The 15,786-nt window shown below is 32.2% G+C and carries 18 protein-coding genes; 11 read left to right on the forward strand and 7 right to left on the reverse strand.

The genetic code is table 11. From position 1 onward, the window contains the following. The first annotated feature begins 9 nt into the window (after positions 1-9). Genes ACFQ0S_RS01395 through ACFQ0S_RS01405 form a run of 3 tightly spaced genes read left to right on the forward strand, consistent with a single transcriptional unit; the run spans position 10 to position 2,993 of the window. On the forward strand, positions 10-1,767 hold the full coding sequence (locus ACFQ0S_RS01395) for a BatD family protein (protein ID WP_379752439.1): 1,758 nt from the start codon (positions 10-12) through the stop codon (positions 1,765-1,767). A gap of 52 nt (positions 1,768-1,819) precedes the next feature. Next, positions 1,820-2,200 (forward strand): GxxExxY protein, encoded by a 381-nt coding sequence (locus ACFQ0S_RS01400; protein WP_379752441.1) that lies wholly within the window; start codon positions 1,820-1,822, stop codon positions 2,198-2,200. Positions 2,201-2,249: 49 nt separating this feature from the next. Further along, the gene (locus tag ACFQ0S_RS01405) at positions 2,250-2,993 is read left to right on the forward strand and encodes a tetratricopeptide repeat protein (RefSeq protein ID WP_379752443.1); all 744 of its coding nucleotides are present in this window, start codon (positions 2,250-2,252) and stop codon (positions 2,991-2,993) included. A 40-nt stretch (positions 2,994-3,033) separates the two neighbouring features. On the opposite strand, the gene ACFQ0S_RS01410 is transcribed toward ACFQ0S_RS01405, so the two are convergent. Further along, positions 3,034-3,537 (reverse strand): CvpA family protein, encoded by a 504-nt coding sequence (locus ACFQ0S_RS01410; RefSeq protein ID WP_379752445.1) that lies wholly within the window; start codon positions 3,535-3,537, stop codon positions 3,034-3,036. Between the two features lie 151 nt (positions 3,538-3,688). On the opposite strand from ACFQ0S_RS01410, the gene ACFQ0S_RS01415 reads away from it, so the two are divergent. The 6 genes from ACFQ0S_RS01415 (at position 3,689) to ACFQ0S_RS01440 (ending at position 9,177) form a co-directional block, all read left to right on the forward strand. Beyond that, a complete protein-coding gene (locus ACFQ0S_RS01415; protein WP_379752447.1) occupies positions 3,689-4,045 on the forward strand; it encodes a hypothetical protein in 357 nt (118 codons plus the stop codon). A 121-nt stretch (positions 4,046-4,166) separates the two neighbouring features. Next, positions 4,167-5,186, forward strand: coding sequence for a phenylalanine--tRNA ligase subunit alpha (pheS, locus tag ACFQ0S_RS01420; protein WP_379752449.1), 1,020 nt, complete (start codon positions 4,167-4,169; stop codon positions 5,184-5,186). 99 nt (positions 5,187-5,285) lie between these two features. Then, complete coding sequence (locus ACFQ0S_RS01425; RefSeq protein ID WP_379752451.1) at positions 5,286-5,693, forward strand: hypothetical protein; 408 nt, start codon at positions 5,286-5,288, stop codon at positions 5,691-5,693. 124 nt (positions 5,694-5,817) lie between these two features. Beyond that, a complete protein-coding gene (gene deoC, locus ACFQ0S_RS01430) occupies positions 5,818-6,720 on the forward strand; it encodes a deoxyribose-phosphate aldolase (protein ID WP_379752453.1) in 903 nt (300 codons plus the stop codon). Between the two features lie 97 nt (positions 6,721-6,817). Further along, the gene (locus ACFQ0S_RS01435; protein ID WP_379752455.1) at positions 6,818-8,284 is read left to right on the forward strand and encodes an aldehyde dehydrogenase family protein; all 1,467 of its coding nucleotides are present in this window, start codon (positions 6,818-6,820) and stop codon (positions 8,282-8,284) included. A gap of 11 nt (positions 8,285-8,295) precedes the next feature. Next, complete coding sequence (locus ACFQ0S_RS01440) at positions 8,296-9,177, forward strand: aldehyde dehydrogenase family protein (protein WP_379752457.1); 882 nt, start codon at positions 8,296-8,298, stop codon at positions 9,175-9,177. 73 nt (positions 9,178-9,250) lie between these two features. On the opposite strand, the gene ACFQ0S_RS01445 is transcribed toward ACFQ0S_RS01440, so the two are convergent. From ACFQ0S_RS01445 to ACFQ0S_RS01470, 6 genes are all read right to left on the reverse strand, one after another. Then, positions 9,251-10,246, reverse strand: a complete 996-nt coding sequence (locus ACFQ0S_RS01445) for an NAD(P)H-dependent glycerol-3-phosphate dehydrogenase (RefSeq protein WP_379752459.1) — start codon at positions 10,244-10,246, stop codon at positions 9,251-9,253. Positions 10,247-10,583: 337 nt separating this feature from the next. Beyond that, positions 10,584-11,165, reverse strand: coding sequence for a nicotinate (nicotinamide) nucleotide adenylyltransferase (gene nadD / locus ACFQ0S_RS01450; protein ID WP_379752461.1), 582 nt, complete (start codon positions 11,163-11,165; stop codon positions 10,584-10,586). Positions 11,166-11,225: 60 nt separating this feature from the next. Further along, a complete protein-coding gene (gene gmk / locus ACFQ0S_RS01455; protein ID WP_379752463.1) occupies positions 11,226-11,798 on the reverse strand; it encodes a guanylate kinase in 573 nt (190 codons plus the stop codon). Between the two features lie 101 nt (positions 11,799-11,899). Further along, complete coding sequence (locus ACFQ0S_RS01460; RefSeq protein WP_379752465.1) at positions 11,900-12,760, reverse strand: YicC/YloC family endoribonuclease; 861 nt, start codon at positions 12,758-12,760, stop codon at positions 11,900-11,902. Between the two features lie 42 nt (positions 12,761-12,802). Further along, complete coding sequence (locus ACFQ0S_RS01465; protein ID WP_379752467.1) at positions 12,803-13,696, reverse strand: DMT family transporter; 894 nt, start codon at positions 13,694-13,696, stop codon at positions 12,803-12,805. After that, the gene (locus ACFQ0S_RS01470; protein WP_379752469.1) at positions 13,696-14,046 is read right to left on the reverse strand and encodes an arsenate reductase family protein; all 351 of its coding nucleotides are present in this window, start codon (positions 14,044-14,046) and stop codon (positions 13,696-13,698) included. The genes ACFQ0S_RS01465 and ACFQ0S_RS01470 overlap by 1 nt, the downstream gene beginning before the upstream one ends. Positions 14,047-14,123: 77 nt before the next feature. Here ACFQ0S_RS01470 and ACFQ0S_RS01475 point away from each other — a divergent pair, with 77 nt between their 5' ends. Beyond that, positions 14,124-14,579, forward strand: a complete 456-nt coding sequence (locus tag ACFQ0S_RS01475) for a DinB family protein (RefSeq protein WP_379752471.1) — start codon at positions 14,124-14,126, stop codon at positions 14,577-14,579. A 21-nt stretch (positions 14,580-14,600) separates the two neighbouring features. After that, entirely contained in the window at positions 14,601-15,746 is a 1,146-nt protein-coding gene (locus ACFQ0S_RS01480) for a cystathionine gamma-synthase (protein WP_379752473.1), read from the forward strand. Positions 15,747-15,786 lie beyond the last annotated feature (40 nt).

Genomic DNA, 15,786 nt, shown 5'->3' on the forward strand with positions numbered 1-15,786 from the left:
AAACAAGAAATGAAAAGAATTGTAATTTTAATACTACTCAGTTTTCAAGGAATTTTAGCTCAAGTACAATTTGAAGCTAAAGTTAGTAAGAATACATTAGGACTTAATGAGAGACTTCGTATCGATTTTACTATGAATGACGATGGAGATAATTTTACTCCGCCTTCATTTGAAGGATTCCGTATTGTTGGCGGACCAAGTCAGCAAGTCAGTCAGTCTTGGATAAACGGCAGAAGTTCCTTTAACAAATCCTATTCTTATTTTTTATTGCCAACGCAAAAAGGCACATTAGTAATAAAACAAGCTGCTGTAGAAATTAATGGGCAAATTTATAAAACAAATCCAATTAAAATAAATGTTACAGCAGCCGTAGAGCAACCTCGTGACCCTAATGATGCGCCACAAGTATCGGTTGATGATGCGATTCATCTTGTTGCTGAGATTTCTAAAGGGAATCCGTATGTAAATGAACCAATTACAGTAGTGTACAAATTGTTTTTTAGTTACAACATCGGCATTACTAATTGGCGAGAGTTAAACAAACCAAAATACAATGATTTTTGGAGTCAAAATATAGATATCAAACAATTAGTTGCCGAAGAAGGAAGATATAACGGCGAAAAATTTCGATATGTAGTTTTAAGAAAAACGGTGCTGTATCCTCAAAAATCGGGTAAATTAGAAATAGAACCTTTATCATTAGATATTGATGTGCAAGTGCCTACCAACAGAAGAAACATTTTTGGACAAGCTCAACTTGTTGAAGACAATAAACGCGTTTCAGCTGGAAGCAAAACAATAAATGTAAAACCCTTGCCAGAATCAGGAAAACCAGACGATTTTTCGGGTGCAGTCGGAAGATTTAATTTTGCTGCAAAACCATCTAAAACGACGCTTAAAAATGGGGAATCGCTTGATTTAGTAGTTTCGGTTTCTGGAACAGGAAATTTAAAATTATTTACATTACCCAAACCAGTTGTTCCTAGTTCATTAGAAATGTATGATGCGGTTCATAACGAAAAAGTACAAACACCACTTTCTGGAATGAACGGAAAAATCTCAGATTCGTATACTATAATTCCACAGTTTAAAGGAAAATATCCAATAAAACCAATGTCGTTTACATATTTTGATTTGTCGACTTACAGATATAAAACCATTACGTCTCCTGAAATTTTAATTACCGTTCTCGACGGGCCTTCTGCTTCTGACAATGCAGTCGCAGCTAATACAGGAGTTTCAAAAATGAAAGTTTCGGCTGGAGAACAATTTAAATACATTAAATTAAAAACAAGCCTTTCGTCTACAAATAGAAATGATTTTTTAGGGTCTCCGTTATTTTACTCATTAATGGTATTGCCGTTTTCTCTTATCCCGCTTATTATTTTAGTCAAGAAAAAGAAAGAAGCTATTGATGGGGATGTTTATGGAAATAGAATTAAAATGAATAACAAACTGGCCAAGAAATATTTATCGGAAGCCAAGAATCAAATTAATAATAAAGAGCCATTTTATATTGCTTTAGAAAAAGCGATGCACAATTTCTTGAAAGCGAAACTACATATCGAAACCTCCGAAATGAGTAAAGATAAAATACAAGAGTTATTAATTTCAAGGAAAGCAACATCAGAAACGGTTCAATCATTTATAGATTTAACTCAAAATTGCGAATTGGCTCGATATGCACCATCATCAAGTGTTGCTATTCAGCAGGATTATGAAAAGGCGGTTGTACTATTGTCGGATTTAGAAAAACAGATAACTTAACCACAAAGTGCACAAAGAAGGCACGAAGAGCACGAAGTTTACAAAAATTAAGATGACTGAAAACGAAATATCAAAAATAGTTTTTGAAAGCGCATTGAAAGTTCATAAAATTTTGGGGCCAGGATTATTAGAAAGTGCTTATGAAGAATGTTTGTTTTACGAACTCAAAAAGTCTGATTTAAAAGTTGAAAAACAAAAAACTTTACCATTGGTTTATGAGGAAGTAATGTTAGATGTCGGTTATCGAATAGATATAATAATTGAAGATAAATTTATAGTTGAAATTAAATCCGTAGAATCCTTGAATGATGTTCATTTAGCCCAATTATTGACATATCTAAAATTATCAGACTGTAAATTAGGATTATTAATCAATTTTAATGTAAAATTACTCAAAGAAGGAGTTAGAAGAGTAGTAAACGGAATACTTTAAATAGTGAACTTTGTGTCTTCTTAGTGTTCTTTGTGTTTAAAAATATATTATGAAAAATATTTTATATCTATTACTATTACTATCTCAAATTTTCTTTGCCCAGACAGGCTTCGAAAACGGAAATGCATTGTACAAAAAAGGCAATTATCAAGGAGCAATTGTAGCTTACGAAAGCGTTTTGCAATCTAAAAAGCAATCTGCTGAATTGTATTTTAATATTGCGAATTGTTATTATAAATTGAATAAAGTGGCTCCAGCAATTTATAATTTCGAAAAAGCATTAGTACTTAATCCTAATGATACAGAAATTCAAAACAATTTAAAATTTGCCCATAAATTACAAATTGACGAGATAAAAGAAGTGCCAAAAGTGGGTTTCGAAAAGCTAATTCGAGATTTCACAGCAACTTTTCATTACAATACTTGGGCTTGGATTTCAGTTTCATTTGCAATACTGTTTTTACTGTTTTTTGTTGGGTATTATTTTTCACAATTTACAGCTTACAAGCGAATATTCTTTTTTGGAATGTTTGTTCTCGTTCTGTTAATTTGTATCAGCGTATTATCGGCAATTTTCGAAAAAAGACATTATGAAAATGAAAGACCTGCAATTGTTTTTGCTGAAGTGGTATCTGTAAAAAGCGAACCAAAACCTTCAAGTTCAGATGTACTAACTCTTCATGAAGGAACAAAAGTATTTGTTTTAGATACAGTTGATGATTGGAAAAAAATTCAACTAACTGATGGAACAGAGGGTTGGATTATTGAAAATGCAATTAAGGAAGTGAAATAGTATTCATTGACCTCTGTGAACATAAACAGCGAGTAAAAACTTATTTTTTCTCTAAATCTTCATACCATTTTCCTATCGAAGGATAAATGAAACGAGCCGTTTTTTGTATAGGTCTATAAAATAGCGATTTATCTAAAGTCTCTTTTTGGGCAAATGTATTATTGAAATTTATTTTTTCGAAAAGATTCAGAAACACACTGATAAGCAATACCGTTTTTAGGAATCTAAAAAATCCGCCTCCAAGTTTGTTTATCCAGCCTAAATGTACAAGATTTGCTATTCCCGTTAAAAATTTTGCAAATAAAGAAACCCCTAATAGAACTAAGATAAATGTAATAATAAAGGAAAAAACTTGAATTGTTTTGGAATTAGAATGTAAATAACCACTAATTATCTCAGCTGTAAACGAAGAAAATTTTATAGCAATGAATATCCCTAAAACTAGCGAAACCAGTGAAGCCAATTCAATAAATAAACCGCTTCTCAACCCTTTATAAATCGAATAACATAATAATCCGCCCAAAACAATATCTAAAAAACTCATGTAATTTCTTTTTTGATTTAAAAAGGAGCAAATATAAAACAATAGTTCTATTGCATTGTCAAATTTCAAGTGCTTATCTTTGTCGATATAATTTGATTTCTGTTTATAAAATCTGCAATCAAAAATCAATAATCTACAATCAAAAATCAAAATGTCTAGAGACACACAACTTAAAGAACGCTGGGAACAGCTCGTAAATATACTTTCCAATCAATTTTCGCAAGGCGAAGACTTAGATTTGGATGCCATTATCTATTTAATTGGTGTTCAGGAACTCGGAAAAGTGCATCAAACTTTTAAAAAAGATGAGAAACTCAATCTCATGCACATCGCTATTTGTAGATTATTGGAGCCTTATGGATTCTACGAATTTGAATATTTCGATGAAGACGGTTGGCCACATTTTAAAGTAAAAGAAGAGTTGCCTCCTTTAAAAGCAGGAGAACAATCCGTTTTAATGAAAGAAGCCATCGTAAATTATTTTTTAGAAAAAGAGCTAATCGATTGATGATTTTAGATTAACGAATGCAGATTTATGTTTTTATGGCAGATGTTTAGAAAAACTTCTAACTTCTAACTTCTAACTTCCAACTTTTTCATAAATTCGCAATCTCAATTATTGGATGAAAATGATAGACAAGATAAAAGAATATATTGGTGAAGCTCAAGCTTTTTCTACTCAAAATGCTGCTGAATTAGAAGCGTTCAGAATTAAATTCCTAGGAAGTAAAGGTCTTTTAAAAGAATTTTTTGCCGAGTTTAAAAATGTGCCAAACGATCAAAAAAAAGAGTTTGGGCAAGTCATTAATTTATTAAAAACTACAGCCGAGGAAAAAGTAAAATCCATTCAAGATTTCTTAGAAAGTAAAGAAGAAATTAAAGGGTTTTATGGTGATTTAACCCGTTCTTCTGAACCAGTAACCATAGGTTCTCGTCATCCAATTTCATTGGTAAAGAATCAAATTATTGATATTTTTTCAAATATAGGTTTCAATGTTTCTGAAGGGCCAGAAATTGAAGACGATTGGCATAATTTTACTGCATTAAACTTGCCAGAATACCATCCAGCTCGTGATATGCAAGACACTTTTTTCATTCAAACCAATCCCGATATTTTGTTGCGTACACACACTTCATCAGTGCAAGTACGTTACATGGAAAACAATAAACCGCCGATTAGAACTATTTCTCCAGGAAGAGTTTTCCGAAATGAAGCCGTTTCATCTCGTTCTCACTGTATTTTTCATCAAGTTGAAGGCTTGTACATAGATAAAGACGTTTCTTTTGCCGATTTAAAACAGACACTTTTATATTTCACCAAAGAGATGTTCGGAAAATCTAAAATTCGTTTGCGCCCTTCCTATTTTCCTTTTACAGAACCAAGTGCTGAGGTTGATATTTATTGGGGTTTAAAAACCGAAACCGATTACCGTATCACTAAAGGTACAGGTTGGCTAGAAATTATGGGTTGCGGTATGGTCGACCCTAATGTTTTAAAAAATTGTGGCATCAATCCTGAGGAATACAACGGTTTTGCTTTCGGGATGGGAATTGAAAGAATTGCCATGTTACTTTACCAAATTGGCGATATTCGAATGTTTTATGAAAATGATGTTCGTTTTTTAGAACAATTTAAAGCCTCTATATAAATCTATACTTTTAATAAAGACATTAAATTAGTTTACTGAATTCAAAATTTTGTGTGCTTTGTGCCTTCTTTGTGAACTTTGTGGTTAAGTTTCAATTTTATGAAAAAAGACATTACCATTCCTGTAGTTGAAAACATTTTCCTAGCGGCAATCCCAGAGTGGAGCGACGACTTTATGGAAAAAGTGTGGAATGTATATATTGTAAACGACAGCGATTTTCAGTTAGATAACGTAATGGTAGTTTCAAAAGCTTTTGGGACCATTGATGGAGAAATGAAAAAAACCTCATTATTACGCCATGCTTTTGTAGAAATTCCTTGTGTTTCAGTTGTAAAAGTTGAAATGCTACAGAAAAGCTTGCTAGCTTTAAACAATGAGTTTATGGTTACTTTTTTTATTGGTAACACGTTATACGACAAAAAATACATATTTAAAGCGGATTCTATTCATGAAGAGTTTGCAGAGGAAGTGCCCATTTTATTTGTAGATGGTGTAATTGTTAAATAATATTATGTTAATTTGTTTAATAAAACTATCAAAAAGCACATAGTTTATTAATTTATTTACAAAATATCTTACCTTAGCATTCTTATTTCTCAAAGCACGAACAACCTAGAAAATAATAGTACGAATGAAACAATATGATTTTTTAAATTCTCCCACAATTGATCAAGTTGGAGTAGAAGATAGAATTAGCAGAATAACCGCACGTAGTATAAAGAAAGAAGCTAAAATGCATGGGCTATTAATGGCGCTAAACATGATAGATCTTACTACGCTAGAAGGAGCTGATACTGAAGAAAAAGTAAAACAATTGTGTTATAAAGCGCATCATTTACATGATGCTATGCCTGGATTGCCAACAACTGCGGCCGTTTGTGTATACCCTAATTTTGTTAAAATAGCAGTCAATGAACTAAAAGGGACAAATGTAAAAGTGGCGTCTGTTGCAACTGCTTTTCCAAGTGGGCAATCTAGTGCAGAGGTAAAATTGCTAGATGTAAAACTGGCAGTTGATAATGGTGCTCACGAAGTAGATATGGTTATTAGTCGTGGTAAATTTCATAGCGGAGAATACGGTTTTGTTTTTGATGAAATTGCTATGATAAAAGAAGCTTGTGGAAAAGACGTTCGACTAAAAGTAATTCTTGAAACAGGCGAATTAGGCGAGTTAGACAAAGTACGTCGTGCAAGTGATATTGCTATGCACGCCGGAGCCGATTTTATAAAAACATCAACTGGAAAAATAAGCCCAGCAGCTACATTACCAGTAACTTTAGTGATGCTCGAAGCGATTAGAGATTATTATTATGAAACAGGAATTATGATTGGTATGAAGCCAGCAGGAGGAATCTCAAATTCAAAATTGGCGCTTCAATATTTGTTGATGGTAAAAGAAACTCTTGGCGGAAAATGGTTAACCAATGAATATTTTAGATTTGGAGCGAGTAGTTTGGCTAACGATGTTTTAATGCAAATTGTAAAACAAAAATCAGGTATTTATCAATCAGGCGATTATTTTTCTAAAGTTTAAATCAGATGAAATGAGCATAACGTAAAAGAAGTTGAAGAATCAATTAAACGGAATGCGAATTACATACGACCATTAAAAAAACAATATAAAGCTACGTATGAAAAAACAACATAATATAGATTTTAGTTCAGACTGGAATTTAGTTCCAGCACCAGAAAGCACAGCAACTATAAAGTTAAAAGAAACCTACGATTTGTTTATTAACGGCAAATTTGTAGCACCTAAATCAGGAAAGTATTTTGACACTATAAATCCAGCAAACGAAAAGGTATTAGCAAAAGTAGCAGAAGCTAATGAAGAAGATGTCGATTTGGCTGTAAAAGCAGCACGAAAAGCCTATACTACTTCATGGTCTAAGCTTTCGGGTAAAGAGCGAGGAAAATATTTGTATAGAATAGCAAGAATTATTCAAGAACGTTCTCGAGAATTTGCAGTTATTGAAACCTTAAACGGAGGGAAAGCCATTCGTGAATCTCGAGATATTGATGTTCCTTTAGCAGCAGCACACTTTTTTTATTATGCTGGATGGGCTGATAAGTTAGAGTATGCTTTTCCAAATAGAAAAACTAAATCATTGGGTGTTGCAGGGCAAATTATTCCTTGGAATTTCCCATTATTAATGGCAGCTTGGAAAATTGCTCCCGCTTTAGCAACTGGAAATACAGTGGTTATTAAATCTTCAGAAACAACACCGTTAACCCTATATTTATTAGCTGAAGTAATACAAGAAGCAGGTTTGCCACCAGGAGTTGTAAACATTGTTTCTGGAGCTGGACAAACAGGTTCACATATTGTTAATCATCCCGATGTCGATAAAATAGCATTTACAGGTTCAACAGCTGTTGGTAAAATTATTATGAAAGCGATTGCAGGAACGCCTAAAAAGGCATCTATGGAATTGGGCGGAAAAGCAGCAAACATTATATTTGAAGATGCAGCATTAGATCAGGCAGTAGAAGGAATCGTAAACGGAATCTTCTTCAATCAAGGACATGTATGTTGTGCGGGTTCGAGATTGTATGTACAAGAATCTGTTTTTGATAAAGTAGTTCAGAAATTAAAAGATAGAATGCAAGCTTTAACAGTTGGCGACCCTATTGATAAAAATACCGATATAGGTGCAATTAATTCTAAAAAGCAATTAACGACCATTCAAAAATATATTGAAATTGGTTTAGTAGAAGGAGCAGAAATGTATCAACCGGTGTGTTCAGTCCCTGATAAAGGGTTTTGGTGTAAACCAACCTTGTTTACTAATGTAACACAATCTAACCGAATTGCTCAAGAAGAGATTTTTGGACCTGTGTTAGCGATTCAAACTTTCAGAACCATTGATGAGGTTATTGATAAAGCCAATAATTCACCTTATGGATTATCGGCAGGAGTTTGGACGGATAAAGGCTCAAAGATTTTTAATATGACGTCACAATTGAGAGCTGGAATAGTTTGGGCAAATACCTTTAATAAATTCGATCCAGCTTCTCCTTTTGGGGGTTATAAAGAAAGTGGTTTTGGACGAGAAGGTGGCGTTCACGGATTGGATCAATATTTGAAATTTGTTTAAAAAAGTAAGCTATGTCTAGAATTGAAGTTTTAAAAACGTATAAAATTTTTATTGGTGGGAAATTTCCAAGAACAGAATCTGGTCGTTTTTATCCATTAAAAAATAACAATAAAATTATTGCAAACATGTGTTTATCATCGGTAAAAGATTTTAGAAATGCGGTAGTGGCAGCTCGTTCTGCACAAGGAGGTTGGGCAACTAAAACAGCCTATAACCGAAGCCAAATTTTATATAGAATTGCTGAAGTTTTAGAAGGAAGAAAAGCACAGTTTATAGAAGAATTAGAAACTCAAGGTATTGTAAAAAGCAAAGCCACTCAAGAAGTAGAATTAAGTATAGACCGCTTGATTTATTATGCGGGCTGGTGCGATAAATACATCCAAATGCACAGTACGGTGAATCCTGTTTCGGGAAGTTATTTTAATTTTTCTGTTCCTGAACCTATGGGAGTTGTAGCTGTTTTTGCTCCAGAAGATAGCGGATTATTGGGATTGGTTACTCAGATATGTAGTATCATTGCAGGAGGAAATACTTGTGTAGTTTTAGCCTCAGAGCATTTGCCATTATGCGCCATTTCTTTTTCAGAAGTACTAGCAACATCAGATGTTCCTAATGGAGTAGTAAATATATTAACGGGTAAAATTGCGGAGTTAAGTGCTGTATTTGCTTCTCATATGAATGTAAATGCACTATTGTATTGTGGTTCTGATTCCAATATAATCAAATCGATTCAAGTGCTTGCTATTGACAATATAAAGCGAGTAATTGTTCGTGACAATAGTGATTATATAGATGAAAAGCACGAAAATTTACATTACATCTATGATTTTCAAGAAACCAAAACCACTTGGCATCCTATTGAACAAATTGGTGGCGCAGGAAGCGGTTACTAGGATTAAACATAAATATTTTGAAAAACCTGTGAATTAATTTACAGGTTTTTTTTTGAATTTATAGAAAATAGAACTAATCCAACTTCTCAGTCAATTTCTTAAAGGTTTTTTTAGCATCTTTTCCTTCATATAAAATACTGTAAACCGCATCGATTATTGGCGTTTTTGCACCATAACCTTGATTGAGTTGCCACGCACTTTTTGCGGCATAATAGCCTTCAGCAACCATGCTCATTTCCATCATCGCACTTTTTACCGTATAGCCTTTGCCAATCATGTTTCCGAACATTCTATTGCGAGAAAACACAGAATATCCTGTTACCAATAAATCACCTAGGTATGCAGAATCATTAATGTTCCGTTTCATTTTATGCACTTTTCGGATGAATTTTTTCATTTCCCGAATGCCATTACTCATTAAAACCGATTGAAAATTATCGCCATAACCCAACCCATGAGCCATTCCTGCAGCTATAGCATAAATGTTTTTAAGCATCGCGGCGTATTCAGTTCCAATGATATCATCGGTGATTTTGGTTTTGATATAATTGTTTGAAAAATATTTGGCTACAATTTTAGCTTTTTCGGCATCGCCACAAGCAATTGTTAGATAGGATAAACGCTCTAAGGCAACCTCTTCTGCATGACAAGGTCCCGTTATTACTCCAATATTTTCAAAAGGAATATCATACACTTTATTGAAATGTTCACCAACAATTAAACTGGTTTCGGGAACAATTCCTTTTATTGCTGAAAAGATGATTTTATCATTTAAACTTTCAGTCATTTTAGACAATTCACTACCTAAAAATGCAGAAGGAATAGCAAAAATAATGTAATCGGCATAAGCAACTGCTTCGTTAATATCGTTAGTGAGTTTTAATTTTTCGATATTAAATTCTACCGAACTCAAGTAATTAGGATTGTGATGCTGTGTTTTTATATGTTCAACGGCCTCTTCATTGCGCATATACCATGCAATTTCTGGTAGATTTACGCAAAGTATTTTTGCAATCGCCGTTGCCCAACTTCCTCCACCAATTACCGCAAATTTTGGATAATTTTCCATTTTTAATTAGTATCTAACATTAGCTTTAAACGAAATAATCTTATTAAAGCATAAAAAAATATCAGTAATTCAAAATTTAAAACTGAATTTATTAATTATTCAAATGTAACGAAAATTCACAAAAAAGCAGATAAGAAATATGAAAACAGTAACTCGATATAATTTTATAAAATATTAACGTAAAATTAAGAATGTCAAAACAATACTATGCAATTTTTTTCGTTCAAAAAGGATAGGATTTAATTTGGTTAGTTTTTTCCTTTCTTAAAGTTTGTTTTGGTGAATAAAGGTGTTTTTAAGTTGTACTTAAGAACGCCTTTTTTAAATTTAAAAAGAGTTATTTCTTGTAAAGATTATTATGGTCTATGTATTCCCAAACTTTTGCCGGTAAAAGAGGTTGTACATTTTTTTTGTTTTTGATGTTTTCACGAATAAAAGTAGACGAAATTTCTACAATTGGAGCATTTATAATGTGAATTTTCGGATGGCTTTTAAATTCACTATTTTCTGCTTCTGAAGAAATTCTAGGATAAACATAGATGTCATGATTTTCTATAATAACCTCATAGTTTTTCCATTTATGAAAGGTTTTTAAATTGTCTTCCCCCATAATTAGTGAAAATTCATGTTTTGGAAATTTATCTTTTAAATGTGAAAGGGTATTAACGGTATAATTAGGTTGAGGCAATTTAAACTCAAAGTCAGAGGGTTTAATTTTTGGATAATCTTCTGTTGCTAAAAAAACCAATTGCAATCGCTGATAATCATCTAATAAGGTATCTTTCTTTTTTAGAGGATTATGCGGTGTAACCATCATCCAAATTTGGTCTAATCCGGAATATTCAGCCATATGATTGGCAATAATTAAATGACCTGTATGAATGGGGTTGAAAGTGCCAAAATAAAGACCAATTTTCATGTATTCAATTTAAAGATTAACATTAGTGATAGAGTTTTTAATTCTTCAATCTTTCAATTTTTAATCATTTAGAAAATTTTTAACCAATTGATATGCTTCTTCTTTTGCAATATCTAAATCATAATTTTTTATAATTTGATCAAATTGTGGTGCTGTAGCTAATTCTACTGAGGCTTTTGCAATTCGCATGTTTATTTTATCATCACTTTCGGTAGAACGTTTTTTGAGCCTAATTTTCAATTCATCAATACTTGGTGGTTTTACAAAAACAGCTAGAGTTTCATTAGGAAATTTAGATTTTATACGCAATCCGCCAGCTACATCAATGTCAAAAATCACGTTTTTGCCCAATGCCCAAATGCGTTCAATCTCACTTTTTAAGGTGCCATAAAAATTATCACGATATACTTCTTCCCATTCTAGAAAATCTCCGGCTTTTATATGTTTTTTAAATTCCTCAGTAGAAATAAAATAATAATCTTTACCATTTACTTCTTCACCTCGTGCTTCTCGTGAAGCAGCTGAAATAGAAAATTCTAAATTCAAATCTTCTTTGCCTAATAAATGCCTAACGATTGTAGTTTTTCCTGAACCAGAGGGCGCAGAGAATACGATTAATTTTCCTTTTTTCATTTTAAAATCATTGTAAGGGGTTGCTAGGCGCGAAGCAAAGCAATTTCATTCTCCATTTTTATTTTTTAGCCACGACTTACACAAATTAATTGGTAAAAATTCTAAAGCACGTTCAAAACTTGTTCTTTTATTTTTTCTAATTCGTCTTTCATCATTACCACTAGTTTTTGCATTTGTGCATGGTTTGATTTAGACCCCATTGTGTTTATTTCTCTACCCATTTCTTGAGTAATAAAGCCTAGTTTTCTACCATTGGCTTCTTTTCCTTTTATGGTTTCTAGAAAATAATCTAAATGATTGGTTAGACGTACTTTTTCTTCGGTAATATCTAATTTTTCGAGATAATATATCAATTCTTGTTCAAAACGATTTTCGTCCACATTTACTTTAAGTTCCGTTATTGCGGTTTGCAAACGGTCTTTTATGGCTTGAACACGTTCAGGATCTAAAGCTAGTGCTTGTTCCATGTAGGAACGAATATTGCCAATTCGCAATTGAAACTCTTTCTCTAATGAAGCGCCTTCGTCTTTTCTGAAATTTATAATATTGGCTAAACCTTCTTCTATAACACTTTGAATTTGCTTCCAATCATTTTCATCAATTTCTTCACGTTCGGTTTTTAATGCATCTGGCATTCTTACTGCCATTTTCATCAATTCAGTCTCGTCAGCTTCGTTGTAAACTTCTCGCAATTGGTTGATATACGCTTTTACAATTGGAACATTAACATTAGTTGAGGTTTGCTCTGCACTATTTTCAACATAAATAGAAAAGTCAATTTTGCCTCTTTCTAATGCTAAAGCAATTTGATTTCTCAAACCCAATTCGAGTTCTCTATAAACAGAGGGCATTCTAACATTTAAATCTAAACCTTTACTATTTAAAGATTTTGCTTCTACCGTTATTTTTTTTGTAGGCAATTGAAGTGTTGCTTTGCCAAAGCCTGTCATAGATTGTATCATAATTTGGTTTAAAAGAGTTCAAATATAAGGAAAAAGTATTTTTTATGGTGTTGGATTTCTTTTTATCTGTGTTGCCAAATATACACCAACGAATATTAAAATTGCAGAACCTATTTTAACCGGATTTAATCGATCTTTACCTAAACCTATAGCAAAAACAGAGGCAAACAAAGGCTGCAAATAAATAAAAACCGCTACAGTTGTAGGTTTCAATTCTTTCATAGAAAGAAGATTTAACAAATATGTAATAAAGGTTGAGAAAATAACAACAAAACCTATTTTTAAAAGAATTAAATCAGGAACCATTGTCCAGTTTACAGTTTCAAATTGATTCCAACCAAAAGGCAAAACCATTAAAAATCCAAACAAATAAATCCATTTTACAAACGTAAAAGCATTGTATTTATCCATAAGTTTTTTTACAATTATAAGATAAAAACTATACGAAACAGCATTTATAAATACCAAAAAATTCCCTAAACCTGCATTTGAAGTATTTTCTATTGATTTTCCATATAAAATAAGCATTGCGGTGCCTATTAAACCTAAAAAAATCCCTAAAACTTTTTCCCTTTGCATTTTTTCTTTTATAATAATTGCAGCTAAAACCATTACAATCATTGGAGTTGTAACCATAATTACAGCTGCCGAAATAGGAGAGGTAAGACTTAAACCTTTAAAAAATGTAAGCATATTGAATGCAACCCCAAAAAAAGCGGCACCAACGATTCTAATAAAATCAACACGTTCTATTTTTTCTTTTGGAATGAAAAGACTCACTATCCAAAATAAAATTACAGTTCCTCCAACTCGCAACAAAATAAATCCATATGCACCAATATATTGAGGCATAACATCTTTTGCGATGGTAAATGTAACCCCGTAAATTATTGAAACTATAGTTGCGCTAAATAAAGCTAGATTTCTATTAGACATTAGCTTAAAACTTTCAAGACTTCTAAAATGTTTTTCTGGCTGTTACCTATATAAATTTTATTTTCAATTATAAATACTGGACGACTTAAAAAAGTATAATGTTCTAGAATATATTTTTTATAATCATCTTCGGTTAGCGATTTGTTTTTTAAATCCATTGATTTATATAATTGTGCTTTTTTGCTAAAAAGTGCTTCATAACTTCCTGAAAGCAAATGCATTTCTTCCAAATCTTTTTCGGAAATAGGGTCTTGTTTGATGTCATGAAAAACCAAATCATTGTTTTTTGGTAATGATTTTATAATTTTTCTACAAGTATCACAAGAAGCGAGATAATATATTTTGTTCATAATTTAAAATGAATTTCTTATTGCAAAGAAAATTCATTTGAGGTGTAAAATGACTATTTTTGATTAAAATTATTTTTATGGAAACAACATTCAAAATATGGAGTACCAATAGGAATTTATATTTAAACTTTATAAATACGTATTCATTAGAGCAACTTAACAAAATCCCTGATGGATTTAGTAACAATCTTATTTGGAACATAGGTCATGTTATAGTGGTTCAACAGGGTTTGGTTTATAAATTTTCAGGATTGCCTATGAATGTTTTGGATGATTTGTTTGAGAAATATAAGAACGGATCGAAACCTACCAAAACAACTACTGACGAAGAAGTTTCAGAATTAAAAGTGTTGTTACTTTCGCTTATGGAAAAAACAAAACAGGATTTCGCTAACGATAAATTTAATTCCTATAAAGAGTATTCCACATCAACAGGTTTTAATCTTACTTCTGCAAAAGAAGCAATGGAGTTTAACAATTATCATGAGGCATTACACCTTGGTTTTATGATGAATATTAGAAAGTTTATTTAATCTATTTTCAAAACGAAAAAAATGAAGTTTAATACTAAAACCATTCACGGTGGTCAACATCATGATCCATCAACAGGAGCCGTAATGCCACCAATATATCAAACATCTACATTTGTTCAAAAGAGTCCTGGCCAACCTATAGGAGATTATGAATACAGTAGAGCTTCCAATCCAACCCGAACGGCTTTAGAAAATGCTTTAGCAAGTATAGAAAACGGAACACGAGCTTTGGCTTTTTCTTCAGGATTAGCGGCTACAGATTGCATTTTACGTTCTTTTAAAGCTGGTGACGAAGTTATTTCAATGGATGATTTATATGGGGGAACCTATAGAATGTTTACTCGAATCTACAAAGATTCGGGAATAAAGTTCCATTTTGTGGATATGAATGATTTGCAAAAATTCAAATCATTAATTAACAAAAACACAAAGTTAGTTTGGGTAGAAACTCCAACAAATCCGTTGATGAAATTAGCGGATATCCAAGAGATTTCAAAAATCACTAAAGCAAACAACATACTTTTTGCGGTTGACAATACTTTTGCAACCCCCTATTTACAAAGGCCTTTAGATTTAGGAGCTGATATTGTAATGCATTCTGCAACAAAATATTTGAGTGGGCACTCTGATGTTATTGTAGGAGCATTAATTGTAAAAGAGGAATCTTTGGGAGAGCAATTGCATTTTCAGCAGTTTGCTACAGGAGCTACACTTGGCCCAATGGATAGCTTTTTAGTTTTAAGAGGAATTAAAACGCTTCATTTGAGAATGCAAAGACATTGTGAAAATGGAGAGAAAATTGCAGATTATTTAAACCAACATCCAAAAATAAAGACCGTTTATTACCCTGGGTTAACTAGCCATCCTTTTCATAAAATTGCAAAAAAACAAATGACTGGATTTGGAGGAATGGTTTCTTTTACTTTTGTTTCTGGAAGAAAAGAAGAATCTATACTTTTTTTAGAAAAATTAAAGGTGTTTACATTAGCAGAATCTCTTGGAGGTGTAGAGTCTCTTGCCAATCACCCAGCATTAATGACGCACGCATCTATTCCTGAAGATAAAAGAAAAGAAATAGGAATTACCGATGATTTGGTTCGCCTTAGTGTCGGAATAGAAGATATAGAAGATTTAATAACAGATTTAGAACAAGCATTATCTTCTTAGGATAAAAAAATCTAATTTATATAGAACTTAAATAAATGGT

The sequence above is a fragment of the Flavobacterium myungsuense genome, from assembly GCF_042677265.1.
Taxonomy (GTDB): Bacteria; Bacteroidota; Bacteroidia; order Flavobacteriales; family Flavobacteriaceae; genus Flavobacterium; species Flavobacterium myungsuense.